The organism is Siphonobacter sp. SORGH_AS_1065, from assembly GCF_030818595.1.
GTDB lineage: Bacteria > Bacteroidota > Bacteroidia > Cytophagales > Spirosomataceae > Siphonobacter.
Genome location: NZ_JAUTAM010000004.1, coordinates 4,447,716 through 4,472,353, shown reverse-complemented (window position 1 = coordinate 4,472,353; position 24,638 = coordinate 4,447,716). Strand labels below are relative to the sequence as shown.

The following is a 24,638-nucleotide window of genomic DNA, read 5'->3' as shown; positions in this document are numbered from 1 at the left end:
AATGATAATTAGTTGAAAGTCAGGGCGGTGACTGCAAGGTTGTTGGAGGAGGGCGTTTCCCCGCCGCCAGTACCGGCGTTAATGTTAATGGTTACGTTCTGGGTGGTGTTTTCAGCCAGAGCAGTAGGTACGAAGAAATTGATACCGATTCTAACGGAGCCATTGGCCGGAATGCTCACGCCCGGTTTGGAAGTGACAGTGAGAAAGCGACCTGAGGCAGAGAGGGTCCAGTTGGCATTATCAACCGTGGTACCGCCGTTGACATTGATGGTGGTCGCGTTGGCGGGGTAGTCAAAGCTCCAGTTGGCGGGCCGCTGGATGATAAAAGTGATCACGTCAGAAGTGGCTACGCCTTTGATTTCGTAGAGGGTGACGAGATAGCCGTGGCCGTTAGTCTGACCGGGTTGTGTGAACTCGCTGTTATCAATCTCTGCACTTACCGTCAAATCGGGCAGAGCAGCAGCGGCTTTACCAATGGCCAGAGCCGTAATGGTAGTGCCGGCAGGAATCGTGCCTGAGAGCGTACTGTTTTCAGTATTGCCGCTTGCTCCGGTGGAACCGCTTAAGTTAATCCAGGATGAGCCATTCCAGCCCACCAGTCGTAGTGAGGCAGCCGTACCAAAACTGGTAACATCGGGGATGGAGACGGTTACATTGACAGCTCCTGATCCAGCTACGCGGATATAATCCCAGAAGCCCACAGTAGAAACACCCGTGATAGGACCAGTTAAAGAAGTCACCGAGTGGGTAGCATTATCGGAAGGATCCGTCACCGTAGCGGGACTACCGGCAAACCAAGCCGCACTGATGTGATTACTGGCATCCGTGGAAGCGGCCAGAGCCAACGTCCGCAGGTCGGTAGCAGAACCTATAGGAAAAGTAAAAGCCGTGTTGCCGATTTTGGAAACATAGCCGTCCACGTGCTGAGCATCGGTAGTGCCGCCTGAGTAAGTAGCCCCGGCTTGGAAGCGAAGGGCTCCCGCCTGATGCAAATTGCGGAGGGTAGTCGTTAAGGCGTTTTGAAAGGTAACGGCAGTATAAACGTTGGCCCCAGCTGTATTGGTAAAGGCAAACAGACTGGTACTGCCATTTTGAAGCAGCAGGGTAGAAAAGTTAGGAGCTACTGACCCTGACACCCCCTGCGTACCAGCGGTTCCGTTGGGACCACTAAAGGCATCGGTACTTCCTCCAGTTCCGTTGGCATTGTAGGCACTATTCACTCTGAAAGCATCAGCAGAGGTTTCGTAATGCTGGAAAACGGCTCCACCCGAAGCCGAGTAAGCGGAACCAGAGGCATTGGTAATGAGAGTATAGGCATCGCGGTTGGTGACTGTACCCATATTAGTGAAATTAGTGCCATCTATAACTAGCTGAGCCTGAGCAGCCCCGCCCGCTAATAGGCAACCTAACAATAGCCCACTAAGGTAATGCTGTTTCATAAATAAGTTTGATAGATAGGGGGTTATGGCTATTCCATAGTTTGAATATTCGGCAATATACGTATCATAAAGACAGCAAGAGTTAGAAATATATGCTCAAGAGTTATTGTTGATAGACAATAAGTTCAAAAGTTATAGGATTTAGATATTCCTAACTCAAAACTATGTTCTCGAATATATTCTAAAAGTAGACTTTTGAGATTGACCAAGTAGGAGGGCGTCTAGCCGTTGGTAAGTTCTCTATAGGACTTGAAGGAGCGATTTATGTTGCTCATTATCTAGTCTATAACTGGCAATATCTGATGTTTCAAATGTTGTTTTTAGGCTTAATGTTGTAATAGTTGGAGTGAGCGAAGGTTAGATTGCCTTTCTGGAAGAAGTAGGGAGTTAAGTACCTACTACTATCTAATGAAAACGGAAACCCATAACTTTGATAGCTACATTATTCCGGGAGCTATATTACTTACTATATAAGCTATAATTCTTTTTTATATGGTATAGTGATAATTGAAGTCTGGATTATGAGTACATAGGAATTTTCAATAGAAAAATTATTTATTGCTAAATATTAACAAAATTAGAGAATTTACTAAATTTCCAGCTCAAACGCAAATAATTAAATTTATGGGATTCTTTGATTCTCTTTTTAAAGCCCAACCTGTTCAAATTACTATTAATGATGAGCGTGAAGCTTTTGTATCTATTCTCTATGCTTGTGCCTGTGCCGATGGGTACTTAAGCGATGATGAAATAGATGAATTGGCCTCATTTTTAAGTACTAAAGACAAGTTCTTAAGAACCTCTAATGCCATGCCCTATATCCATAAGGCTCGCGATAACTTTAAAACCCTAGGAGGGGCTAAGGGTCTGGTAGAAGTAGCTGCAAAATCAATTAGTGCTGATTTGAGGGAAACTACACTATTTTATGCAGTAGATATTATTCTAGCAGATGGAGTAGTAGACCCGGAGGAGGCTAAAGTACTGGATTTTTTAAAGGATGCTCTTTCAGTTTCAGAAGCACAAGCTCAAAAGATTACAGAAGTAGCTTTACTGAAAAACAAAATTCGGTAATACTAACTGTCTTTGTTATATTCAAGGTCATGGAGTGTGAAGTGCCATGACCTTGTGTTAAAGATTCTCTGTTTCGAAAATTTAAGATCAAATCAAATATGTATAATATTTAAATTATTGAAAATTAGTATATTAATTATGGATATTTCGACTTGATGGATTTAATCAATAGTCGCTTAGTTTCTATAGAAAGCTTCTTATAAGCTTTGAATCCTGCATAGATTTCATGTATTGACCGTTGTGAACCTGTATAACTTGAGCTCAGGATAATCATAGGGCCCTTTATAGCTGTATTAGCTGAATCGTATAATTTAAGACATGCGGACTTGTCTCCCCTATTATTCATGCTATTTGTATTGTCACTGATTTCGAAATTCCCAATCTCTAAAAGGATTCAGCTAGACTTAAATTATTTAGATTAAGGTTAATGATATCTTCAGTGGTTTTTTTAAATCCACTATACTTAAAATATTCCTTTTGGTCTATGTATATTTCTCCTATGAATCCAAGCTGTTTAAAAAATAAGATTGCTGATGGCAAATTATGGATATCATCCAATAATTTAGATTTTTCTAATTTTAATGTATTGTTTTCTGCTATTGCTTTATCATTTTCAATTTTGGTAATCCTATAATTTTCATTTAACTCATTATAGCTTTTATTAAGAGTAGTATTTTTCTCAATTAAACCTTCATTAGACTTACTGAGCTCATGTTTTCTTTTTTCTAATGCATCATTTTCGTCAATAAGTTTCTCTTTCTGGTATTCAATTCTTTCTTTGGCTAATTCATTTTTTTCTTTCTGTACATCTAGAAGCCCTGATCCTTTGGCATACTGGTAGGTTAACCATACTGCTAATATCGGTCCAGCAAATGTTGCAAAACCAGTAAAAATGCTTCCTACCAGTGAAAATAGGGGATTAACTAGATCAGCTACATCTTTTAATGAGACTGGGTCAGGCATAAATTTCCGCTTCTGTTTGATCTTTTTGTGTAATGAATATATAGATACTTTTTTTCGAGTGTATTTAGTCATAATGAACAGACGTATATAAATATATCACTACAACTTTAACTAAGTTGTTTAACTTATTCAAATTAAATTTAAAACTGTTCTGGCAGGGCTCAAGGTTACGGTGCTTTTTCGCATCGTGACCTTCTGTTTTTATAGCTTATGACACTCGAAGAGATTGGGAAATTGCGGTTGGAGATTGAAGCTGCTTCAGCCAAAGAATCCCTGGACGATTTACAACAGATTAGTAAAAACATCAATTCCGAGCTTCGTTTGATGGAGCTCAATGGTGAAAAGGGCTCGGAGGGTTGGAATCAACTTAAACTAGTCTAGAAAAAGGTCAATGCCAAAAATAAAGGAAATGGCTAAAAGCATCGATGTCAACGACGTTACCAAGAAAGAGCTCTAGGCAAGTTTCAAACTGCTACATCGGGAACTTTCCAACCTAAAATTGGCTCGGAAAAATGGATTGCCAAGCTCAAGGAAGTTTAGGAAGTTGACGAAAAGCTTGCTGAAACCAAGAAGCAGGTCAAAGGATTTAATGATGAAGTTGACCAAGGGAAGGAAATGTGGGGTGCCTTCAAACAACTCGCTGATTGAACGGTAACTAAATAGGGTACACGTCTTGAACAAATTGCCTGAAATAAAAAAAACCGCTGAAGAATCAGCGGTAAGAAGGATCTACTTTAAGATGTTGAGCCTCCTACAAGACTTGAACTTGCGACCTACGCATTACGAATGCGTCGCTCTACCAACTGAGCTAAGGAGGCTTTTGGTCGCACAAAGATAGAGCCTGAATAGGTTGCTTGTCAAGCTCTAGGGTAATATTTCTAGGCTAGGGTGTTAATTTGTAGAGAAAGCCTTTATTATTTTCCGTGTTTACGCCGAGAATGTACAGTTCCTTGTCTTCATCTTCTCCAAAACTATAGACCTGCCAGTTAGCCGGGCGATTTCGTAATTGCAATGATCCGCGGGGCCAGGTTTTTCCTTGAGATTCAGATAAGTACCAGGTGGGGCCTGACCAGTCGGCAAAGATGTATTTGCCCTTCAAGGCTGCAATTTTATTGCCCCGATACACAAAACCGCCCGTGATGCTAATGCCCTCGCTGTGAGAGTACTCGGTAATAGGGTCGATGTAGTTTTTAGGGTCTGGATCTTTTTCGTTGTAGGCGTGATAGCCTTCCCGCACCCGCCAGCCATAATTGCCGCCCTTGGTAATAATATCCACTTCTTCGTACTGATTCTGTCCGACGTCCCCCGCAAAGAGTTTGCCCGTGCCCTGGTCGAAACTGATTCGCCAGGGGTTACGTAGGCCATACGCGAAAATCTCTGGTCGAACATCCGGTTTATTTTTGAAAGGATTATCCTGCGGAATGCCGTAAGGCGATTGGTTGACGTCAATTCGCAGAATTTTTCCTAATAGGGTATTCATATTCTGGCCGTTACCATGTTCGCCATGCTTGTCTCCGGCTCCTCCGCCGTCACCTACGGCAATGTATAGCATCCCATCAGGACCGAATTTGAGATCGCCACCATTATGGTTGGACTCGGGTTCGTCAAATTCCAGCACCACTTTTCCACTTTTAGGGTCAGCGGTTTTCTGATGGCTGGTGAATTCCTCAATGACGCTCTTATGATTACCCCGACCGCTGGTTTTGGCACTGTAATAGACGTAGAACTTCCCATTTTTTGAAAACTGGGGATGGAAGGCCAGTCCCAGTAAACCGCGTTCATCGTAACCATCGCGTTTGATGACCATCGAACTAATGTCGAGAAAAGGCGTGGGGTTGAGTTTATTTTTTTCGATGATCCGAATGCGACCGACTTGTTCGGTCACGAATAAACGTCCAGATCCATCACCCGGCACAGCAAAGGCAGTGGGGTAGAGGAGTTGATCAGAAATTAACTGAATATGAACCGGAAGAGGCTTCTCCGTGAGGGCTCCGTCGGTAGACTGGCAGGCGACGTACCCACAACTCAGACTCAGACAAAGTCCCAGGGTAACAAAAGATCGAAGCATAGGAATAGAATTGGTTAATACCGTTTCGGTTCTGAAATAACTTAAAATTGAATACCAGAGGCCATGACTAATAGTAATGTTACGAAAAATGACGTTACGTCGTTAGCCTGGAAGAGCTTTTTTAGGAATATCCAGAATCAAGTAATACCTTAAAATACTCATGAGCATGGAAGATCAGAAACCAACGCAGACCGATCAGGAAGCCCTGATGAAGCGGGCCCAGGAACAGTTAACAGCCCAGGAACTGGAAGAAATTCAGAGTCAGGGGCAACCTCTGACGGAATCGTTGATTGAAGAATTCATTCGAAGAAGAAGCCAGTAGTAGCGAATAAAAGCGTCATCCTTTTTCGATTCATTCTAACGTCGTATCATCCGAAAAGTAGCTCAGATAATCTAAAGCCGAAATAGGATTAGTAATCGGGTAAAGCTTTCGGATGATTTAGAAGTAATAAAAATGGCTTTACCCACTAAAGAAAAATCCCTAAAGTTAATTAGCGTTGAGACGGTCTGTGTTAGCCGTATTGAAGTTGAATAGAGTCCCTAGCATTTCATTGAAACAGAACCCTCGTTTATGATACCTGCCCCTGAACAAACCTTCCAGGTTTTATTTGAATTGTATGCAAAAAGGTTATTTGCACTGCTGGATGTACAATTCGAGCCATTGGTATCGATCATTTGTATTCCTGAAGAAGAGGGAAAGGCCGTATCCATCATTACCTCAGGAGAAAAAGTAAATCCTGAAGCTTTTGAAGAGGTAAAATTATTAGCTTCTGCCTTAGAAAAAGTAGATATTGAAAGCAGACTTAATTATTCAAATAAGTCCTATGCGAAAACCCATAAAGACTATATAAAAAGTAAATCGTTGGGCGAGGCGGTCCATAAAATATTAAATAGAGAGCTATACGACAGTAATATTGAAAGATTTATCTCAGGGGCTTCTTTGCTGAAAGGCTACCAGTTATTTGTGGTGCTGGAGCTGAATAAAAACACATTAGATAAGTTTTATTCCTTAAAAAAGGATACGTATCTAGACTATGTAGTAAAATCTAAATCCTTTATCCATAGCGTGATCACGCTTTTTTTGAAAGAGTGTATTCATACCATTAACAGTTCTAAAGTAAATACCCCTCATTCAATCATCAGAGCCGAAAAAGAATTAATGATCAACGCGGCAAAAGATTTCATGCATTCGGTAGCCATGTCCGTCGAAATGCACGAAGCTCTGGTAGATCTTTATGAGGTCTGTAATTCCATTTCCTCGCTTAAATACGAAGGAAGTGAAAGCATCGGGAAGATGGTTATCGCCAAGCAGCATCACATGAATGTTAGTCTGGTGCTAGAACTGGAAGAGCCCATCAGTATATACGATTACAGGAAAGTAAGGAAGTTTCTGGAAGTATGTAATGACGAGACGCTAATTGTCTCTGACTCCTACCGAATATACGGATTAGGAAAGATAACAGGAACCTACAACGCCAATCAGGAATCACTGTTTGTAATCAACTTTAAAAGCCATTACGTCTGGGAAGTGCTTCACGACGACAAGGTCATGATGATTGTCGATTATCAGATTCCTGCCCTCCCTAAAGAGAGAATAGACCGGGAAGATTTCCATGTTCGCATCAGTCGTATTTTTAAAGACATTTCCGAAGGCGATCTGAATTCGCTTTGGGAGATATGTACCGTGGCATCTGAACAGAAGCACGGCACCATGCTGGTGATTTCAGACCAGGCCGAAAGCGAAGCGAAAAGACTCAGTAATCAATGTTTCTGTATCAAGCCCAGGAAACTGGAAGCGTCTTTAATGAAACAGATCACCTCTATTGATGGATCGGTTTTATTAGACAAAGATTCCGTCTGTTATGCCATTGGGGTGATACTGGATGGTATGGCTACCAAAAACGGCGACTCGTCCAGAGGGGCCCGATTCAATTCCGCCATCCGCTATTATGACTACGTGGCTAAAGAAATTCCCACGGTTATTGTGATTGTTTCAGAAGATGGCATGATTGACTTGATTCCGAATCTAATGCCTAAAATTCACCACAAGGATATAGAAGAAGCCATTAAGAAACTGAGAGAAATGGAGACAATTCACGGAAACAGAAGGCATAGCTACAATAAACTGATGAATTATTTCCGAGAACATTCTTTCTACTTAACGGAAGAAGAATGTAACATCATCAATACCCTCAGCGAAAAACTGGGAAATGAATTGACGGAAGAAGGACTAGCGAACATTGACTACGGTAAATTCCAGCCTAATAGTGATATGAATGATTCTTATTATTTGGATTAGTTGATAGTGTTTTGTTGAATATTTATACTTATTATTTGGTAGTAATTGTCTATATTGATGGCTAGAATAAGCAGTTTTAATCGGTTTATTTCTGATTGATAACTGCTTATATTATGTTTTTTAGCAGTTACCCTATAGCACAAAGCAATGCAACTTATTTTGCGATATTTAACGAATAAAGCCCTGAAATTCAGGGCTTTATTCGTGGAAAGTGGCTCCGGCGGGAATGTGTAAATTACTTACAATCAATGTGTTAATATTATTTGGAAATCTTAGTAGCACTATAAGTATCAAAAAGTTATCTTTAGGCAAACTCTAACTACATACCAAGAATGGCTGATAAGAATGTGTTGGATACAATAGTTACTACTGGAGTAGCGGTGCCAAGTGTGAAATTATTATTTGAAACATACTTTATACCAACTATCAAGTCTGTAGGTTCAAAGCTAGGTCTTAGGTATGATGAAGCAGTTCATAGATTATTTAATAAGTTTCAAGATTACATTGAAAGATCTAGATCCAAATCCAAATATTCTGTAGTAAGTACACTGGTTTTTAAAAATCAACATAAAGCTCTATCTGACCTTTACATAGATTTAGAACTTGTGTTGGAAAGTAATAATAAGAGAAGGTATATTATAAATGGATTTCATGATAATTTTCTACCTTTTTATAAAAAGGTTATTATAAAGGATACTGCTGGTATGGGTAAATCGACTTTAATTAAGAAGATTTTTTATCTGTTTTAGACAAGGGTAATTATATACCTATCATTATCGAACTTAGAAGAGTAAATAAAAGTAAAAATATAATTGATGAAATAATAGATCAATTATCACCAAATGATACATTTTTTAGCCGCGAATTTGTAATTAGTATGTTGACTACAGGTGGATTTGTCATATTGTTAGATGGGTATGATGAAATTCCGCTTGACTCTAGAGGTGAAACAACAGATCAGATTCAAAATTTTACAAGTAGATATTCTAATAATTTATTTTTAATCAGTTCTAGAAATGAACCAGCATTAGCTACATTTTCAGGTTTTGAGCATTTTTTTATAAGACCATTGAAGAAGAATGAAGCCTTTTCTTTATTGAGAAAGTATAACCAAAATGGTGAATTATCAGGTCAATTAATTAAGAAAGTTGAAGAAGTATATGGCTCAATTAAGGAATTTTTAGTTAACCCTCTTTTAGTTTCTTTACTCTATACTTCTTATGAATTTAAAAATACTATACCCTTGAAAAAACATGTTTTTTATAGACAAGTATATGATGCTTTGTATGAAAACCATGATTTGACAAAAGAAGGTGCTTTTCAAAGAACAAAACACTGCCATAACTTAGATATAGAAGATTTTCATAAAATTCTGAGATATATAGGTTTTATAAGTTTAAAAAACAATACAATTGAGTTTACTAGAGATGAAATTATCCCTTTACTGACAAAAGCTAAAGAATACCATAAAGATTTGAAATTTAGAGAAAGTGATTTTCTAAATGATTTGACTAGTGCTGTGCCATTGTTTATAATTGATGGGTTTTATTTTAAATGGGCTCATAAGTCATTGCAAGAATATTTTGCTGCACAATTCGTATTTACAGATGCCGGTGAGAATAAGGAAGTTATTCTTACTAAAATGTGTCAAAGAGATGATGTCTATAAAATTTTAAATATGCTCGATCTTTATAGGAGTATTGATTCGCTAGGGTTTAGAAATATATTTTTGTTACGCTATGCTGAAAATCTATATAACAGCATTTATTCCAATGATAATGTTGGAAATAATAATGATGTAATCAATAGGAAGATTATACTATTTTTTTATAAAATTAGATTTTACTTAGTTCCCAAAAAAGATGTGATTGAATTTACAAAAAGTAAAGATTTTAGAGATGAAGTATATAGGAAAGTAGCTTCATTTAGGACGCCCAATGAAATGTCTCCAAGGTCATGGATAGTACCTGAATTATCTACTAAAAGGATTGCTATGTTAGTATCTCATAATAGTGCCTATAGTATTCTTAATTTATTTACTAATGATATAGAAGAAATGTTAGGAATTACTAGGGTATCTAGCCATGTTTATAAAACTATAGAAGAATATAACTGGATAATTAAATCCATTTGTTTAAGTCAAGGTGAAGGAGCGTCAATACATATTAAAAGCCCTTTCGTTAAAAATGAGCAGGTAGAAAATGTTGGTAATTTAAACGCGATTCTAGAAGAAGGTATTGGTTTTAAATTTTATTTCGATATCAATAAATTGTTTCAATTTATTGAAGATATTAAATCTCAATCACAAAATAGTGATGATTTTTTATTGAAAGGTCTATGATTAATGAAATTTTGTCAACTTTAGGCCTAATTGGTCTTGGATTCGTTTTTGGTAAGATGCTGCCATCTTATTTCTCTAAAAAAGGAGAAAATCTAGCTACTAAAGAAGATATAACTGAAATAACACATCTAATTGAATCCACCAGGAATGTTTTTCTAATTGAAAATGAGAAACTTAGATTTAATTTAAATATATCTAGTAATCTTCAATTAGGTGTAGCATTAGAAGCTAGAAAATCTATAGTAGAGTTTAATGAAAAACTTTATGTTGTTCAAAGTATGACTTTAAATATATATACGTATATTAATAATATGTTGGATATCAATGAAATTAATCGTGTAGCGATTATAGTTAAGGATAATTATAATGAATTATCTGTTTTTGAATCTAGGTTTAGGCTATTTGTGACTGATGAAGATTTGAGAAATGATGCCTATATAATTAAACAGTATTTATTTGATGAAGCATTGCCTCTAGTTGTTAGTTTTTTAGAAAAATTAAGAGCCTATACAAATACAAGTAAATATAATAATTTAACTGAAAAAGAAATTGATTTAATTAAAGGTTATAATATAAAGTCGAGTATTAAACAAGTTGAATTTGTAACAAAGATGGATAATTTTCAAAAAAAATGTAGAAATTATATGTTAAATAATAAATAAAAGTATTTGGGAATGTTTTTTTTAAACTGTCAATTTCAATAAAAAACCTTACTCCTACTTTGAATGTATTGAGATTGTGCTTTTTCTTAAGATCTTTAAACAAAGAGTATTCAATATTAAGCTTCCTACAAACTTCAGATACCTATATACCTTCCGGTAACTCTGTTGTCATATTCTGAATAGCTTGTAAAATCTTGTTCAGATGGCTATTCAATTTCTTGTCAAGCCTTTTTTCGATCAGTTGATCTAAATCTCGTAGAAGCTGCTCATTTTCGCTTCCTAGTTTTATGTAACTCATGGGTTGGATGTCTGGGGGGGTAGATGTATCCGCTTGCTTTTAATAATACAAGTGAATAGTTGATTTTTGGATAGCTTCTAGCATAGCTATCATCGATGAAAAACCTATGAATACTACGTTGCATCATTTGAGGAATAGATAGACCTCGAATGAGCATTTTACTTGGTTCTAAAGGAGCTTAATATGCATTTTGAATGCCCCAAGTGTTAATCCTAAAAGACGCCAATTTGAACATTAATTGTTGTTTTTATACGAATGGATCAATGTACTATAAGAAGCAAATAGCCATTAAGAAAACGGATTGCTTGGTTTGAATTCCAGTATGGAGGTGTACAGGTATTGTAGGCTATTTGCCTCAATAATTATTATCTATTTAATGAATACTTAGCTAGATATCGGTCGCTTATTATTAGCGATGATTCGATTAAATTAAATAATAATAGTAGCAAGTAATCATCTTCCTTAATGTTTTTAATTGACTTTACGATTAATGTATTCGTATGGTTTATTTCTTACTTCAGAGTTTAGAATGTCTAAGTACTCAGTACCATTTTCCAAAAAGAGAGCCGTTTCTTTTTTATTTAGAAGAAACATAATATCATATAGCCCTATAGAACCGCATATTACAGACAGTACGTAGGATCCTTTTACATCTAGATAAAGAATATAATTCCAAGGGTTCACTATAAGTTCTTTCATCATTACGTCACAGTTGATATTTAGCGAAGTGTCATCTATAGCGGAAAGTAATGTGACCTATTTCGTGACCTAAAACAAATAAAGCCCTGAAATTCAGGGCTTTATTTGTTGAAAGTGGCTCCGGCGGGAATCGAACCCGCATCTAGCGTTTAGGAAACGCCTATTCTATCCGTTGAACTACAGTGCCAGAAGCGTTGGTTTTTGCAAAATTCTAAGGAATCTTCACAAAAACCAACTCTGTTTTCATTTAATATGCATTCGGCAGGTCGAGCCAGTTCGGGAAAATCTGGAAGTGCTTGTCTTTGACCAGATTTAACAGCGACTGACGCAGCTCGTCGATGTTTTCTTTTTTCTCCGCCGAGATGAAAATCGCTTTGGGCTTCTCGGTGTCGAGGTAGCTGTTTTTCAGAAACTCGATGGGCGAGAAATTCCCTTCCTGAGCCTCAAATTCCAGTTCAGGGCTGGGTTTATAGAGGTCAATCTTGTTAAAGACCAGGATGACGGGCTTATCCGCCGCTCCAATTTCCGACAGAATCTGATTAACTACTTCAATGTGCTCTTCGTAACTGGGGTGTGAAACATCGACTACGTGCAGCAGAATGTCCGCTTCACGTACCTCATCCAGTGTTGATTTGAAGGATTCAATCAGCATGGTAGGCAGCTTACGAATGAACCCAACCGTGTCTGTCAGCAGGAAAGGAATGTTTTCGATGGTTACTTTTCGCACGGTCGAATCTACCGTGGCAAAGAGTTTATTTTCGGCGAATACATCCGCTTTGGCCAAACGCCGCATTAAGGTAGACTTTCCAACGTTGGTATAGCCCACCAGAGCCACCCGAACCATCTGTTCGCGGTTTTTCCGCTGGTTTACGGCCTGACGGTCAATCTTAGCCAGTTTGTCCTTTAGAAAGGAAATGCGGTCGTTGGCAATCCGTTTATCCGTTTCCAGCTCTTTCTCCCCGGGTCCACGCATCCCCACACCGCCGCGTTGCCGCGATAAGTGCGTCCACATCCGGGTCAGGCGGGGTAATACGTATTGTTGCTGGGCCAGTTCTACCTGCGTGCGGGACTGAACGCTCTGGGCACGCATGGCGAATATGTTGAGAATAAGCAGGCTTCGGTCGATGATCTTCACCTCCTTATTGCGAGCCTGAAACGCCGTTTCCATGTTGCGGATTTGTCGGCCACTCAGGTCGTCATCACAGATGATGAGATCCACTGCGTTGTCGATGACATAAGCCACGACGTCTTCGAAACGTCCTTTGCCCAGAAACGTATTCAGATCGGGGCGTTCGAGGCGTTGTACGAAGGTTTTAACAGTTTTTACGCCCGCCGTTTCAGCCAGAAACTCCAGCTCGGCCAGATATTCCGTGGTCTGTTCTTCGGATTGCTTAGGCGTAATCATGGCGATTAAAACCGCCGTTTCTATATCTTTTTCGGTGCTAAACAAAACTATATAAGGTCTTTTAAGGTAGCAAGACAGGGTAATCAGGTTGCAAAATCAGGTGTTTACCGCAGAACGGCCGCCTGGTCCCGTCACCACTACTTGTGAATAATAGAAGAAAATGATTCAGGAATGAATCATGAACGTACTTAGAAGAAAAAATTAATCCACATGATGGTAGAATCGTCGAATAATAGGGTTGATAAGGCAACAGCAGAACCTTGATATTCGGTTCAAAATCAGTGCAAAAATAATTAAAATTCCAGAAAAAACTGAACTGTTCGCGGAAATTGACGCTTAGAAAAGTAAAACTATGAAGCCCAATCAGCACAAAGCCTGAAGTTTTTCCGTACTTTGCCAGACTTATCCTAGTTTCCCCATGAAAGTTACCGAACACATAGAGCAGGCGAACGGAAAGTCGCTTTTTTCTATCGAAATCATCCCTCCGATTAAAGGACAGAGTGTCACTGAATTATTCGATTCCATTGAGCCTCTGATGGAGTTTAAACCTCCCTTCGTAGACGTTACTTATCACCGCGAAGAACTCATTGAAAAAAAGCATCCGAGTGGCCTGATTCAGAAGGTTCCCGTGCGTCGTCGCCCCGGAACGGTTGGGATTTGTGCGAAGTTAATGGAACGTTTCAAGGTCGATCCCGTGCCGCACGTGATATGCGGTGGCTTTACGAAGGACGAGACCGAAGATTTTCTTTACGATTTACATTACCTCGGCATTGATAATACGCTGGTTCTGCGAGGCGACCCTGAGAAATCTGCGGGTGTGTTCAAACCCAAAGAAGGCGGACACGCGTACGCTACGGATCTGATTTCGCAGGTTGTAGATATGAATAGTGGTCGGCTGCTGCATGAAGAAACGGAAGCTCAGCCTACGAATTTCTGCATTGGGGTGGCGGGTTACCCAGAGAAGCACTTTGAAGCTCCCAATCACGCCAATGATTTGCGTTACCTCAAAAAGAAGGTAGAGCTGGGAGCCGACTATATCGTGACTCAAATGTTTTTCGATAATCAGAAATACTTTGATTTCGTGAAACGCTGCCGGGCCGAAGGCATTAACGTCCCCATCATTCCGGGACTGAAACCCATTTCCACGAAGAAACAACTGACGGTGTTACCCCGCATTTTCCACCTCGATTTTCCCGAGGAATTGGTGAAGGCCGTGGAAGACTGTAAGAATGATCAGCAGGTACGGGAAGTAGGTGTAGAGTTCGGTATCAAGCAGTGCAAGGAGTTGCTAGACTTCGGTGTGCCGGTATTGCACTTCTACACCATGGGTAAATCCGATTCCGTAAAGCGAATCGCGGAAGCCGTATTTTAAGTTAATGTTTAGCGTTTTGGGTTTAGTGTTTTGAGTTATTGATCTCATAAAATAAATGATAAAGCTATTTGCTGAACATTTTAACTCTAAACCCCAAACGCTAAACACATCAACTCATTGCCAGATTTTCTGGGCTTCCTGTTTGATTGCGTTTAGGGTTTCTTGCCATACTTCCATGGGGCGGCCTACGGATAACTCGCTAATCTTGCGGGCGAGGTCGAGAGCTGGGGCTTCGGCGGGAACTTCTGAGGCCGAACGATTGATTAAGGAAGTAACCTCCTGTACGGTTAAACGCAGGCGTTCCCAATTTTCATGGCTGATGTAAATCTGCTGGGCTACGTTATGCTGAAATTCCTGCCGGATTTCAGCGAGTAATAGCTGTTGTAGTTCAACGGCGGTAATGGCTTGTCCAGCGTTACGAATAAGCAGACTATTGGGACTAATGCGTTCAAGTAGGAGTGTGAGGCGTTCGTAAGCCTGCAAACGTAAGGGTAATACCTGCTTCAGAGCTTCTCCCTGGGCGTTCTGCTGCTGTTCAATAAGCTGTTTGTTCAGGAAAGCTTTTATGGTCAGGTAAAAAGCATATAAAACGAATCCGGCGGGTAAGGCTACTTTAATAAGATCACTGATAAGGTCTTGCATAGGAGTTTAGTTTGCAGTTTGCAGTTTGCAGTTTGCAGTTTGCAGTTTGCAGTTTGCAGTTTGCAGTTTGCAGTTTGCAGTTTGCAGTTTGCAGTTTGCAGTTTGCAGTTTGCAGTTTGCAGGAAAATATTAAACCAGTAAATATAGAGGATATTGTTTGAATGGATTCAACTCCTAACCCAAAACACTAAACTCGAAACGAACAGAATGATTACGCAGAACATAATACCCATCACTCTAACTTCGGAGGCCCAGGAGCAGATCCGTGCGATCATCGAGAGCAAGAGCCTGCCTGAGTTTTATGGCTTGCGGGTAGGGCTGAAAGGGGCGGCTTGTGGGGCTTCGTTTCTGTTAGGGTTCGATACCAAGTCGCCTGACGATGATGAGTATACTCTGGAAGGAATTACGATTTACGTAGATCGCCGGCATTTGATGTACGTGATTGGTCTGACCATTGATTTTGATGAAGACGGCGAAGGGTTTGTTTTTCAGCCCAGATCTTAAATCAACGCCCCAAAAAAAAGCCCGATAGATTAGATTGCTATCGGGCTTTTCTTGTGAAGGAATCAAAGGTCTATTTCATACCTTCAGTATCGTCCTCAACTTTCACGTGTCCCCAGTTCTCACCGGAACGAATGCGGTTTAGTTGCGTATGAGTAATGCCGAATTGCTTGGCAATCATCTTCAGACGATTCTTATCGCTCTTCAGCATCTTTTTAATCATCAGTACTTTACTTTCGGTCAGTTTGTAGTTTTTCGTGCGTTTTGGGCGTGGTTTTTCCTGGGGATTGGTTCGGTGGTGCTCGGTCATTTCATCGCGAGTAACCCACTTCAGGTTTTCCCAGTGGTTGTTCAGCTTATCGTGGTCACGGTGAATGATAAATTTACGGTCGGCGTCGGAACGCTCCACAAAAAAATCAGCAACCAGCCGATGCAGGTAGCGGTTAATGACTTTACCTCCTCGGATACGGATATTCAGAGAACGATATCCCTGAATGATAGACCCCTTAATAATTTCCCCCTCAGGATCGTTCTGGAAACTACGAAGCCTTCCATAGTTTGATACTTCGTAATGGGGGGGATTTTCGATGCCTTCAAAAGGAATCTTAATCCATTTCTCATTCCAAAAACTACTAGATTTCTTCTCGCTCATGATTAATTAATTAACATCCGTTCAAGTCAGGTTGACGGGTTAACTTACTTTAAATGTAGATTGGTTTTGGGCGGGCGGAGATGAAAGAAGATATAGTTGTTCAGAGCAGATGGTAAACTTTTTTTATTCATCACGACAAAACCAGTGCCGAATATCGTAAGAAATTTTCACGATTCACATGATTTATCCTATTAAATAAAAAAAATATGAAAACTTTAATTGTTGGAGCCTCTACCTATCCCGGCCGATACTCATATCTGGCAGCGAATAGCCTGCTAGGGCATGGGCATGAAATCGTATTAATTGGAAAAGAAAATGGGCAAGTATCTGGTAATCAGATCTTAAATGGACAACCCGAGCTCGAAGACATTGATACTATTACTCTATACATTAACCCAACACGGCAACCCGAATTGTACGATTATTTGCTTAGTTTAAAACCTCGTAGAATCATCTTTAACCCCGGTACAGAGAATCCTGAGTTCGAGCAAATGGCAGAGGATCAAGGAGTTGAAGCGATTGAGGGATGCACGCTGGTCATGTTGAGTACTAGGCAGTATTAAGTATTAACCAAGGCAGGTTAGATTCTATTAATGAGTGATTTTTCCTAAATACTATCGAATATGAACTGGGTATAATTGGCCCTACGTTTGTTATAATTGAAATTTCTTAATAGATCCTTATATGTTAAGTGTACTGATTTAAATAGTGCCTAGTAAACGTTGGTGTTAGTCAATTATTGTTTCAATTACCTGAATAATAAAAAGAAAAGAAGCCCCTTAACTAAGGGGCTTCTTTTCTTTTTATTGCTGAATTTAATAGCTAGTCTTTCGGGTATTATTAAAAAGCGAAAGCAAAATGTATAAGGCAATGATTAAAGGAACAGATGTGAAGTTTAGCAGGATAACCAGTAAGGCCGAGACGAGGAGGAAAATGAATTTAATTTCATTACCCTTCCAGCCAAACCCTTTAAACTTCAAAGCAAAAAGGGGGACTTCCATCACCAGCAAAAAGGACATGATGAAGCTAAACGCAATTAGGTAATTGGCATTGAGAATGATAGGACCCCACTCTTCGTGCTGACGCAGAATAACCGGAATGGAAGCAATAAGGAAGGCATTGGCGGGCGTAGGCAGGCCGATGAATCCAGAGGTTTGTCGTTCGTCGATATTAAACTTGGCTAGTCGCAGGGCCGAGAATACAGCAATGACAAAGGCGAAGTAACACTTCCAGGTGCTGACTAAATCAGGAACACTTTCCAGAATCAGATGATAAATGATAATGGATGGTAAAACGCCAAAAGTGACCATGTCGGCCAGCGAATCAAGTTCTTTACCAATGGCCGATTGAGCTTTGACTAACCGGGCTACAAAGCCATCAAAGAAATCCAGAATTCCGGCGATGACGATCAGGTACGAACACAGCAAAAGATCATTATTAAAAGCCGCAACAATGCCGACGCAACCGCACAGCAGGTTACCGCAGGTCATGGCATTAGGAAGGTGCTTGAGCATACATTTCAGAAAAATAAAGTTTGTTAATCAGGCGTATTGCCCATTAGCCCCCACATAAGGATTGTATTGTTTCTCGCGACCAATGGTAGTCGAAGGACCATGTCCGGGAAAGACCTGTACTTCGTCGTTCAATTTAAAAAGCTTGTTTTTAATGCTGCTGATCAGGTCATCAAAGTTACAGCCGGGAAAATCCCAGCGGCCAATGCTTCCCTGAAACAGAACATCCCCGCCGATGCAGAGATTGTATTCCCGGTTCACAAAAGCCACATGACCCGGAGCATGGCCCGGCACGTGCAATATTTCAAGGGTAGTGTTCCCAAAGGTTACATTCGTACCTTCTTCCAGCCAGGCATCGGGTTCGGCCTCTTCGTAGTTAAAGAATCGGTAGGAGGGTGCCCGAACAACTACGGATTTTAAAATCGGCAAGTCAAGCGGGTGCAGGAAATAGGGAACGTGATAGGTCCGCTTCACGAAAGCATTACCCAGCACGTGATCCACGTGAGCGTGCGTGTTCAGGAGCTTCACCACATTCAAACCCTGATCTTCAATAAAATCCTTTAACTCCTCCTGTTCTTCTTTGGTATAACAACCAGGATCAATAATCACGGCCTCTTTCGTATCATCCCAAAGCACGTAGGTATTTTCCTGAAGGGCGTTGAATGTAAAAACCTGTAAATTCAGCATAGATTCAGTAGATGATTGGGTAAAGGGATTAGTAAGTGCCCAGGGCAAACATCGTTGGTTTTTTATGTAAATCGGGCTTTTGCTGTTGCCACTGTTTAATGGTTAGCGTTCGGAGTAACTCATCTTCCGCCGTGAGGTTACTGCCGAGACATAACAGCGTATGGGGCTGGCAAGTCCGTAACAGATCGTCAAATAAGGCTCCATTTCGATAAGGCGTTTCCATAAAAAGCTGGGTCTGGCCGCTTTGGGCTTTCTTTTCCAGCTCCCTGATTCGTTTCGAACGTTCGCCTTTATCAATCGGTAAATAACCGTGAAAGGTGAACGACTGCCCATTAAAACCCGAACCCATCAGCGTTAATAAAATGGACGACGGCCCTACCAGTGAAGTAACCCGAAGGCCATTCTCGTGAGCTAGTCCAACAGCTACCGCTCCCGGATCGGCAATGCCGGGGCAGCCCGCTTCCGAGAGAATGCCCGCATCTTTCCCCAACTTGAGTAAGTCTTTTACCTGTTGCTGCGTTTCTGTTCGCGGTGTGTCCTTGTGTAACTCAAAAAAAGTAAGCTCGTCTATTTTTCGTCCGGTTTTCAGGTCAGAGATAAATCGACGGGCTGTTCGCAGGTTTTCAACGAAGAAAATATCCGTGCGGCTAATCACTTCCCGAATCTGTGGACTCAATACCGTCTCTGCCGTTTCGGGAGCTAGTACGGTGGGTAATAAAAACAAAGTTGGGTGCGTTTCTTCTGCCATCATTAACCCCGGATAAATTTCATCACTGCTTCAATAAACGCCTGCGGTTGCTCGGCCTGTACCCAGTGGCCCGCTCCGGCTATGGTTTCAATGCGAACGTCCGTGAAAAGGCGGCGAATTTCCTTCTCATCTTCGTCGGTAATGTAAGACGATAGAGCCCCTTTCAGGAACAGAACGGGTTTGGTAATCGTCCGAATGCCGCTCAATTCACCGCCCACGGTTTCAATTTCCCGGGTTAATACGGGCAGATTCAGCCGCCAGCTAAAGCCGCCATTTTCTCCACGAGCGAGGTTTTTCAGAATAAAATTCCGGGTGCCGGGGTGATCTTCGTATTGCGTAAAGAACATCTCCGCTTCCTGCCGACTTTTCATAGCCGCCAGCGGCATCAGATTCATGCCTTTGAGAATGCTGGTGTGATGAACGGGGTAGAAGCGGGGAGCAATATCCACCACCACCATTTTCTGCCAGGTATCGGGGTAGTTCATGGCGTACTGCATAACGGTTTTGCCACCCATCGAATGCCCAATCAGGATAGGATCGGTAATCTGCTGGTCGTTGAGAAACTCCTGTAGATCTTCGGCCATTTCTTGGTAACCGAAGTCATCACTCCAGGGCGAGCGGCCATGATTTCGCTGATCCAGCATAAAAACCCGAAAACCCAGGTCGGCCATTTGTTTGCCCACGGTCAGCCAGTTATCAGCCGAGCCAAAAACTCCATGCAATATCACGATGGCGGGGCCAGTCTCGCCCGCTTGCCGAAAGAACAATTTCATAGGTACTGAAGTCTGTTTCTGGAATTTTCTGAAAAAATTCCGGGTTAACTATACAACTTTTGCGGACAAAGTTATCCACGCGAAGCCAATCCTTCGTAAACTTGCCGAGGATTACCGTATTCATAGAGAAAATTTCGAGGTCTTAGCGAGTGAAGAACGGTCTTCTCTGAATACTGATCACCACACATGAGTCTTTCCATTCAACAAATACAAGCCCCCATCGATGCCGAAATGAAGGCATTCGAGGGAAAATTTCGTGATTTCATGAAAAGCGACGTCATGTTGCTGGATCAAATCATGAATTATATCGTTCGGCGGAAGGGGAAGCAGATCAGGCCCATGTTCGTTTTTCTGGCGGCCGGCGTTTGCGGAACTATTAACGATTCAAGCTATCGCGGAGCCGCTTTAATTGAGCTGGTTCACACGGCCACGCTCGTACACGATGACGTAGTGGACGATTCGAATTACCGTCGGGGTTTCTTTTCCGTGAAAGCTCTCTGGAAAAATAAAATCGCCGTTCTGGTGGGGGATTACCTGCTGTCCAGAAGTTTGATGCTGGCGGTCGATCACGAGGACTTTGATTTTCTAAAACTCATTAACCAGACGGTGAAGGAAATGGCTGAAGGGGAGTTAATGCAGATAGAGAAAGCCCGTCGCCTGGACATTTCAGAAGATATTTACTTTGAAATCATTCGTCAGAAAACGGCTACTTTGATTGCTTCCTGTTGTGCCGTCGGAGCCCGTTCGGTGGGAATGACGATGGACATTGTGAACCGGATGCGTCTCTTCGGAGAAAAAGTAGGCATTGCGTTTCAGATTAAGGATGATTTATTCGATTATGGCGATGCTGAAATCGGGAAACCCGTGGGAATTGATATCAAGGAAAAGAAAATGACCTTACCGCTCATTTTTGCCTTGAATCAGGCCGACTGGTTTACCAAACGCCGGATTATAAACATGATCAAGAACGATTCTGAGAATCCGAAGAAAGTGGCCGAAGTGATTGATTTTGTGAAGAAATCGGGGGGCATCGAATACGCCACGCAGGTAATGAAACGCTATGTAGATGAAGCTCTTGAAATTTTAAAGGAATTTCCGGTTAATCCTTTTAGTGAATCCCTGAAAAATCTGGTTCAATTCACGATTGAGCGGACGAAATAATAAAAAAGCTCCCGGACCAATCTAGCCGGGAGCTTTTTTAATGAAGGAGAATTAGTCGGGAATAAAGGTAAAATCAGCAACTCCAGTAAATAGATCCGTAGCTATATTATCCGTAGGAAATACCGATTCTGTTGTCGTCGATGTAATGGATTTGGATTGCTTTTGCAGGATGGTTACGCTACCCGTAGTGAAAGGCATAAAACTTTCTCCTCCGGTTTTTTTAATGATATAGTAAGGTTTGTTTACGTTTCCGCTTAGCGTATTGACGCTGATAAGGTATTTTTTAGTGGCATCCGTAATTTCAAGCGGATCAATGGGGGCCATTACCATCTTTTCCGGAGTAGAAATTTCAATGCTCTTCTGACGCAAGGATGTTTTTGTAGCCACATCCCACACCGTTACGACATAGGTACCCGTTTGAGGCAATTTACACCCGATTTCAGTAATTTTCCCCGGCACATTCCCCGTAAACACATACCCTACTTCCCAGCGGCCTGTAGTGAAATTTGTAGTCGTGAGATCCGTTCGTTTCAGGAACGTTTCCATGGGCCTTTCGGCTGGTTTGCTAGGTTTAGCGTCTTCTCCTTTTTTGCATCCTGTAGCTAGTACAACCAGTACCAGACCTACAATGGTAATCATAGCTTTCATCTTATGTTGAAGGTTTTTTGAATGAACAGGTACAAAGGTCAGACTTCGGCAGATCGTTGGAAATCCCCTATTTTAGGGACGAAGATTAAGGAGTTGCAGAAATTACCGGGGAGCTATAAAGGAGGTATACTTATTTTGAATGTATCTTTCGAAGATTTCTAATCTATCTTCATTATCTATCACAACCATGATCAAACGTAACGCAACAGCCGTCTGGAAAGGCACCGGCAAAGAAGGTTCAGGAGTAGTATCTACTGCAAGTACGGTATTAAACGAAACCCAATATTCATTTAATACGCGTTTTGAAGACGGAGTGGGAACGAATCCTGAAGAACTCATTGCAGCCGCTCACGCGGGTTGTTTTGCCATGAAACTCAGCTTCGACCTGAACGCAGCCGGTTTCATCGCTGACGAGATCAACGCGAAGGCTACCGTTGTGCTGGACCCCTCTAAAGGAGAAGTAACGGAAAGTAATATCGTATTGACGGCTAAAATTCCGAATATCAGTGAAGAACAGTTTCAGGAAATTGCGGCTGGAGCCAAAGCTAACTGCCCGATTTCTAAGTTATTGAACGCTTCTATCTCACTTGACGCTACGCTGGCATAAGCTGCCTGACTCTTTAGTTTGCGGAATAATGGTTCTGAAAAAGAGAATCGTTATTCCGCCTTTTTTTAATCGTATTTTTGTGTTTAGGGAGATTGTATAAAGGAAAGTTTAGAGTAGAGTCTCCGCTGCCAGCTTTTCTGCTGGTAGCTAAACTAAAGGGTAGGTAGTAGGTGCTGCCAGCGAAAAAAGCTGGCAGCGGCATGGCGATGGTTTTTTTGTGGAGAGATACAAAAAGGAAAGTTTAGAGTAGAGTCTCCGCTGCCAGCTTTTCTGCTGGCAGCCAAACTAAAGGGCATGGATTAGGTGCTGCCAGCGAAAAAAGCTGGCAGCGGCATGGCGATGATTTTCTTGTGGAGAGAAACAGAAAGGAAAGTTTGAAGTCTCCGCTATCGGAGTAGCCCTTTGTGTGGGTAAAAAATGAAAAGCAGGTATCGGTTGGCTGCTGCCAGCGTGGCCCGGCCAGCTTTTCCCTTAGAAGAACAATGAGTTTGGTTCTCGAACTGAAAACTGCAAACTAAAAACAGTAAACGGATAAAATGGCGATTAGTAAAGAATTGAAAGCGGCGGTGTTAAGTATGACGCGGGAGGAAAAAGACAAGCTGTTGGTGCGTTTGATTAACAAACACAAAGACTTGCAGGAACAGCTACAGTTTCAGTTGATTGAAGGGGGAGAAACCGTGCAGGAACGTCGCGATGCCATTCAGAATATGATTGATCGTCTCTACAAATTAGAACCCGATTCATCGGGTTGGTTAATGATGGATATGCGGAAAATACATTCCATGATTACCTATCACGTGAAGATTACGAAGGATAAATACGGCGAAATAGAACTGGTGTTGTATCTTTTGAATCAATGCTTTGAAAAACAGCTACCTTACGTTCAGAAATACACATCCAAAACGGATGGCATTGCTGAATACATCGCTAAAAGGACCGAAGCCGTTTTGAAGAAAATTCCCAAACTGCACGAAGATATTCAGTTTGAGTTCATGGAAGAGGCGAATGCTTTACTCGAACGGGTCCATACATACGCTCCGGCAACTTATGCCAAGCAATTGGGGTTACCGAAGCGTATAGAAGTCAGTTAAAGATCCGTTTCTTTTTTGCGTTTGCGATGGAGGTAACGATCATAAACGTACTGAATAATGCCGTCCTTTAAACCCAGATCCGGCACCATAATTTCTTTGGCACCTGACCAACGCATGGCTGACAGGTAAATCTCTGAAGCGGGGACAATAACGTCCGCCCGGTCGGGGTTGAGTTGCAGTTTATTGATCCGGTCTTCCAGCGTATACGACGCAATGTGCGTTTTAATCCGCTCCAATTCTTTAATGTCCATGCTTACCGGAGAAAGCCGGGTTTCAGAAAGATTAAAGAGCTTATTGATGTTTCCACCCGTTCCGATGGCGATCAATTCGCTTTGGTTGGGATCGATATTATCCAGAATCCAGCGTTTCATTTTATCCCAATCCGATTTCTGTTCTTTGCCTTCCAGCAACCGAACCGACCCAATTTTGAACGAACGGCTGGTCACTTTCGCCCGATTAACGTATAAATTAAGCTCGCTGGAACCACCCCCCACATCGACGTGGAGGTAGTTTTTATCCGAAGCCAGCGACTGAACCACTACATTATTAATCAGCTCGGCCTCTTTTGCACCGTCAATAATCTGGATTTTCATGTCTAACTGACCTTCAATCCGCGTAACAATATCCAGCGAGTTACTGGCTTCCCGCATGGCTGAGGTGGCACAGATCATGTAATCTTTGCACTCGTGCAGTTCCATCAGCAACTTGAACGAATGCAGCATTTTATAGAGGCGTACTTCGCCTTCGGCACTGATCGAGCCGGTATTAAACACATCCATTCCCAAACGCAGGGGGAAACGCACGTATTCTACTTTCTTAAAGGTTAAAACGCCTTCATTATCAAGGACTTTTGAAATCTGTAATCGAGCGGCGTTCGAGCCAATATCAATGGCTGCTATTTTCATGCGTAATCGTTTTCAGTGATAGGAATTATATAGGTTAACCTGGAGATTCGGCTTAGTGTTTTTAAGCAAAAAGGCTTTCCTCAAACCTAATCAAA

25 protein-coding genes and 2 tRNA genes are annotated in these 24,638 nt (G+C 41.3%); 13 read left to right on the top strand and 14 right to left on the bottom strand.

Annotated elements, in window-relative coordinates:
• Positions 1-8 precede the first annotated feature (8 nt).
• Positions 9-1,439: a hypothetical protein gene (locus tag QE390_RS19350; protein ID WP_307143388.1), complete on the bottom strand. Its 1,431-nt coding sequence runs from the start codon at positions 1,437-1,439 to the stop codon at positions 9-11.
• Between the two features lie 624 nt (positions 1,440-2,063).
• Here QE390_RS19350 and QE390_RS19345 point away from each other — a divergent pair.
• Positions 2,064-2,510: a tellurite resistance TerB family protein gene (locus tag QE390_RS19345; protein WP_307143387.1), complete on the top strand. Its 447-nt coding sequence runs from the start codon at positions 2,064-2,066 to the stop codon at positions 2,508-2,510.
• A gap of 384 nt (positions 2,511-2,894) precedes the next feature.
• Here the strand turns inward: QE390_RS19345 and QE390_RS19340 are convergent, their stop codons facing one another.
• Positions 2,895-3,473: a hypothetical protein gene (locus QE390_RS19340; RefSeq protein WP_307143386.1), complete on the bottom strand. Its 579-nt coding sequence runs from the start codon at positions 3,471-3,473 to the stop codon at positions 2,895-2,897.
• A 210-nt stretch (positions 3,474-3,683) separates the two neighbouring features.
• On the opposite strand from QE390_RS19340, the gene QE390_RS19335 reads away from it, so the two are divergent.
• Positions 3,684-3,854, top strand: coding sequence for a hypothetical protein (locus QE390_RS19335; RefSeq protein ID WP_307143384.1), 171 nt, complete (start codon positions 3,684-3,686; stop codon positions 3,852-3,854).
• A gap of 364 nt (positions 3,855-4,218) precedes the next feature.
• On the opposite strand, the gene QE390_RS19330 is transcribed toward QE390_RS19335, so the two are convergent.
• Positions 4,219-4,291: transfer RNA gene (locus QE390_RS19330), tRNA-Thr, on the bottom strand.
• A gap of 65 nt (positions 4,292-4,356) precedes the next feature.
• Entirely contained in the window at positions 4,357-5,541 is a 1,185-nt protein-coding gene (locus QE390_RS19325; protein ID WP_307143383.1) for a sorbosone dehydrogenase family protein, read from the bottom strand.
• A gap of 160 nt (positions 5,542-5,701) precedes the next feature.
• Here QE390_RS19325 and QE390_RS19320 point away from each other — a divergent pair, with 160 nt between their 5' ends.
• The 5 genes from QE390_RS19320 (at position 5,702) to QE390_RS19300 (ending at position 10,843) form a co-directional block, all read left to right on the top strand.
• Entirely contained in the window at positions 5,702-5,863 is a 162-nt protein-coding gene (locus QE390_RS19320; protein WP_307143382.1) for a hypothetical protein, read from the top strand.
• Between the two features lie 249 nt (positions 5,864-6,112).
• Positions 6,113-7,840 (top strand): diadenylate cyclase, encoded by a 1,728-nt coding sequence (locus QE390_RS19315; RefSeq protein WP_307143381.1) that lies wholly within the window; start codon positions 6,113-6,115, stop codon positions 7,838-7,840.
• A 332-nt stretch (positions 7,841-8,172) separates the two neighbouring features.
• A complete protein-coding gene (locus QE390_RS19310) occupies positions 8,173-8,589 on the top strand; it encodes a hypothetical protein (protein ID WP_307143380.1) in 417 nt (138 codons plus the stop codon).
• Positions 8,590-8,717: 128 nt separating this feature from the next.
• On the top strand, positions 8,718-10,181 hold the full coding sequence (locus QE390_RS19305) for an NACHT domain-containing NTPase (protein ID WP_307143379.1): 1,464 nt from the start codon (positions 8,718-8,720) through the stop codon (positions 10,179-10,181).
• Positions 10,178-10,843, top strand: a complete 666-nt coding sequence (locus tag QE390_RS19300; RefSeq protein WP_307143377.1) for a hypothetical protein — start codon at positions 10,178-10,180, stop codon at positions 10,841-10,843. The genes QE390_RS19305 and QE390_RS19300 overlap by 4 nt, the downstream gene beginning before the upstream one ends.
• A gap of 1,112 nt (positions 10,844-11,955) precedes the next feature.
• Here QE390_RS19300 and QE390_RS19295 read toward each other — a convergent pair.
• Together QE390_RS19295 and hflX are read right to left on the bottom strand one after the other, a co-directional pair.
• Positions 11,956-12,027, bottom strand: a tRNA-Arg gene (locus QE390_RS19295).
• A 60-nt stretch (positions 12,028-12,087) separates the two neighbouring features.
• The gene (hflX, locus tag QE390_RS19290) at positions 12,088-13,245 is read right to left on the bottom strand and encodes a GTPase HflX (RefSeq protein WP_373424552.1); all 1,158 of its coding nucleotides are present in this window, start codon (positions 13,243-13,245) and stop codon (positions 12,088-12,090) included.
• 418 nt (positions 13,246-13,663) lie between these two features.
• Here hflX and metF point away from each other — a divergent pair, with 418 nt between their 5' ends.
• Positions 13,664-14,617, top strand: a complete 954-nt coding sequence (gene metF, locus QE390_RS19285; protein ID WP_106637803.1) for a methylenetetrahydrofolate reductase [NAD(P)H] — start codon at positions 13,664-13,666, stop codon at positions 14,615-14,617.
• A gap of 114 nt (positions 14,618-14,731) precedes the next feature.
• Here the strand turns inward: metF and QE390_RS19280 are convergent, their stop codons facing one another.
• Positions 14,732-15,259 (bottom strand): hypothetical protein, encoded by a 528-nt coding sequence (locus QE390_RS19280; protein WP_307143374.1) that lies wholly within the window; start codon positions 15,257-15,259, stop codon positions 14,732-14,734.
• A gap of 207 nt (positions 15,260-15,466) precedes the next feature.
• Here QE390_RS19280 and QE390_RS19275 point away from each other — a divergent pair, with 207 nt between their 5' ends.
• Complete coding sequence (locus tag QE390_RS19275) at positions 15,467-15,763, top strand: iron-sulfur cluster assembly accessory protein (RefSeq protein WP_307143373.1); 297 nt, start codon at positions 15,467-15,469, stop codon at positions 15,761-15,763.
• A gap of 70 nt (positions 15,764-15,833) precedes the next feature.
• Here the strand turns inward: QE390_RS19275 and QE390_RS19270 are convergent, their stop codons facing one another.
• A complete protein-coding gene (locus tag QE390_RS19270) occupies positions 15,834-16,412 on the bottom strand; it encodes an NUMOD4 domain-containing protein (protein ID WP_307143372.1) in 579 nt (192 codons plus the stop codon).
• 206 nt (positions 16,413-16,618) lie between these two features.
• Here QE390_RS19270 and QE390_RS19265 point away from each other — a divergent pair, with 206 nt between their 5' ends.
• On the top strand, positions 16,619-16,975 hold the full coding sequence (locus QE390_RS19265) for a CoA-binding protein (RefSeq protein WP_307143371.1): 357 nt from the start codon (positions 16,619-16,621) through the stop codon (positions 16,973-16,975).
• A gap of 252 nt (positions 16,976-17,227) precedes the next feature.
• On the opposite strand, the gene pssA is transcribed toward QE390_RS19265, so the two are convergent.
• From pssA to QE390_RS19245, 4 genes are read right to left on the bottom strand one after another with little or no spacing between them, the layout of a single operon-like run.
• Positions 17,228-17,926: a CDP-diacylglycerol--serine O-phosphatidyltransferase gene (gene pssA / locus QE390_RS19260; RefSeq protein WP_307143370.1), complete on the bottom strand. Its 699-nt coding sequence runs from the start codon at positions 17,924-17,926 to the stop codon at positions 17,228-17,230.
• 27 nt (positions 17,927-17,953) lie between these two features.
• Positions 17,954-18,610, bottom strand: a complete 657-nt coding sequence (locus QE390_RS19255) for an MBL fold metallo-hydrolase (RefSeq protein ID WP_307143369.1) — start codon at positions 18,608-18,610, stop codon at positions 17,954-17,956.
• Positions 18,611-18,638: 28 nt separating this feature from the next.
• Entirely contained in the window at positions 18,639-19,361 is a 723-nt protein-coding gene (locus QE390_RS19250) for an SAM-dependent methyltransferase (RefSeq protein WP_307143368.1), read from the bottom strand.
• Positions 19,361-20,131: an alpha/beta fold hydrolase gene (locus QE390_RS19245; protein ID WP_307143367.1), complete on the bottom strand. Its 771-nt coding sequence runs from the start codon at positions 20,129-20,131 to the stop codon at positions 19,361-19,363. Before QE390_RS19245 ends, QE390_RS19250 begins: the two co-directional genes overlap by 1 nt.
• 186 nt (positions 20,132-20,317) lie before the next feature.
• Here QE390_RS19245 and QE390_RS19240 point away from each other — a divergent pair, with 186 nt between their 5' ends.
• Positions 20,318-21,292: a polyprenyl synthetase family protein gene (locus QE390_RS19240; protein WP_106637811.1), complete on the top strand. Its 975-nt coding sequence runs from the start codon at positions 20,318-20,320 to the stop codon at positions 21,290-21,292.
• Positions 21,293-21,343: 51 nt separating this feature from the next.
• Here the strand turns inward: QE390_RS19240 and QE390_RS19235 are convergent, their stop codons facing one another.
• Complete coding sequence (locus tag QE390_RS19235; protein WP_307143366.1) at positions 21,344-21,940, bottom strand: hypothetical protein; 597 nt, start codon at positions 21,938-21,940, stop codon at positions 21,344-21,346.
• A 187-nt stretch (positions 21,941-22,127) separates the two neighbouring features.
• Between QE390_RS19235 and QE390_RS19230 the strand changes: the two genes are divergently transcribed.
• Together QE390_RS19230 and QE390_RS19225 are read left to right on the top strand one after the other, a co-directional pair.
• Complete coding sequence (locus QE390_RS19230) at positions 22,128-22,547, top strand: OsmC family protein (protein WP_307143365.1); 420 nt, start codon at positions 22,128-22,130, stop codon at positions 22,545-22,547.
• 536 nt (positions 22,548-23,083) lie between these two features.
• Positions 23,084-23,638 (top strand): hypothetical protein, encoded by a 555-nt coding sequence (locus QE390_RS19225; protein WP_307143364.1) that lies wholly within the window; start codon positions 23,084-23,086, stop codon positions 23,636-23,638.
• Here the strand turns inward: QE390_RS19225 and QE390_RS19220 are convergent.
• Positions 23,635-24,543, bottom strand: coding sequence for a Ppx/GppA phosphatase family protein (locus QE390_RS19220; RefSeq protein ID WP_307143363.1), 909 nt, complete (start codon positions 24,541-24,543; stop codon positions 23,635-23,637). The two genes, QE390_RS19225 and QE390_RS19220, sit on opposite strands and share 4 nt — an antisense overlap.
• Positions 24,544-24,638 lie beyond the last annotated feature (95 nt).

Coding starts and splice junctions, on each gene's coding strand:
- QE390_RS19280 (WP_307143374.1), bottom strand. CDS start 15,259: ATGCAAGACCTTATCAGTGATCTTATTAAAGTAGCCTTACCCGCCGGA.
- QE390_RS19325 (WP_307143383.1), bottom strand. CDS start 5,541: ATGCTTCGATCTTTTGTTACCCTGGGACTTTGTCTGAGTCTGAGTTGT.
- QE390_RS19245 (WP_307143367.1), bottom strand. CDS start 20,131: ATGAAATTGTTCTTTCGGCAAGCGGGCGAGACTGGCCCCGCCATCGTG.
- QE390_RS19350 (WP_307143388.1), bottom strand. CDS start 1,439: ATGAAACAGCATTACCTTAGTGGGCTATTGTTAGGTTGCCTATTAGCG.
- QE390_RS19265 (WP_307143371.1), top strand. CDS start 16,619: ATGAAAACTTTAATTGTTGGAGCCTCTACCTATCCCGGCCGATACTCA.
- QE390_RS19305 (WP_307143379.1), top strand. CDS start 8,718: ATGTTGACTACAGGTGGATTTGTCATATTGTTAGATGGGTATGATGAA.
- QE390_RS19300 (WP_307143377.1), top strand. CDS start 10,178: ATGATTAATGAAATTTTGTCAACTTTAGGCCTAATTGGTCTTGGATTC.
- QE390_RS19310 (WP_307143380.1), top strand. CDS start 8,173: ATGGCTGATAAGAATGTGTTGGATACAATAGTTACTACTGGAGTAGCG.
- QE390_RS19240 (WP_106637811.1), top strand. CDS start 20,318: ATGAGTCTTTCCATTCAACAAATACAAGCCCCCATCGATGCCGAAATG.
- QE390_RS19250 (WP_307143368.1), bottom strand. CDS start 19,361: ATGATGGCAGAAGAAACGCACCCAACTTTGTTTTTATTACCCACCGTA.
- QE390_RS19220 (WP_307143363.1), bottom strand. CDS start 24,543: ATGAAAATAGCAGCCATTGATATTGGCTCGAACGCCGCTCGATTACAG.
- QE390_RS19345 (WP_307143387.1), top strand. CDS start 2,064: ATGGGATTCTTTGATTCTCTTTTTAAAGCCCAACCTGTTCAAATTACT.
- QE390_RS19230 (WP_307143365.1), top strand. CDS start 22,128: ATGATCAAACGTAACGCAACAGCCGTCTGGAAAGGCACCGGCAAAGAA.
- QE390_RS19275 (WP_307143373.1), top strand. CDS start 15,467: ATGATTACGCAGAACATAATACCCATCACTCTAACTTCGGAGGCCCAG.
- pssA (WP_307143370.1), bottom strand. CDS start 17,926: ATGCTCAAGCACCTTCCTAATGCCATGACCTGCGGTAACCTGCTGTGC.
- QE390_RS19235 (WP_307143366.1), bottom strand. CDS start 21,940: ATGAAAGCTATGATTACCATTGTAGGTCTGGTACTGGTTGTACTAGCT.
- metF (WP_106637803.1), top strand. CDS start 13,664: ATGAAAGTTACCGAACACATAGAGCAGGCGAACGGAAAGTCGCTTTTT.
- QE390_RS19315 (WP_307143381.1), top strand. CDS start 6,113: ATGATACCTGCCCCTGAACAAACCTTCCAGGTTTTATTTGAATTGTAT.
- QE390_RS19320 (WP_307143382.1), top strand. CDS start 5,702: ATGAGCATGGAAGATCAGAAACCAACGCAGACCGATCAGGAAGCCCTG.
- QE390_RS19255 (WP_307143369.1), bottom strand. CDS start 18,610: ATGCTGAATTTACAGGTTTTTACATTCAACGCCCTTCAGGAAAATACC.
- QE390_RS19270 (WP_307143372.1), bottom strand. CDS start 16,412: ATGAGCGAGAAGAAATCTAGTAGTTTTTGGAATGAGAAATGGATTAAG.
- QE390_RS19225 (WP_307143364.1), top strand. CDS start 23,084: ATGGCGATTAGTAAAGAATTGAAAGCGGCGGTGTTAAGTATGACGCGG.
- hflX (WP_373424552.1), bottom strand. CDS start 13,245: ATGATTACGCCTAAGCAATCCGAAGAACAGACCACGGAATATCTGGCC.
- QE390_RS19335 (WP_307143384.1), top strand. CDS start 3,684: ATGACACTCGAAGAGATTGGGAAATTGCGGTTGGAGATTGAAGCTGCT.
- QE390_RS19340 (WP_307143386.1), bottom strand. CDS start 3,473: ATGCCTGACCCAGTCTCATTAAAAGATGTAGCTGATCTAGTTAATCCC.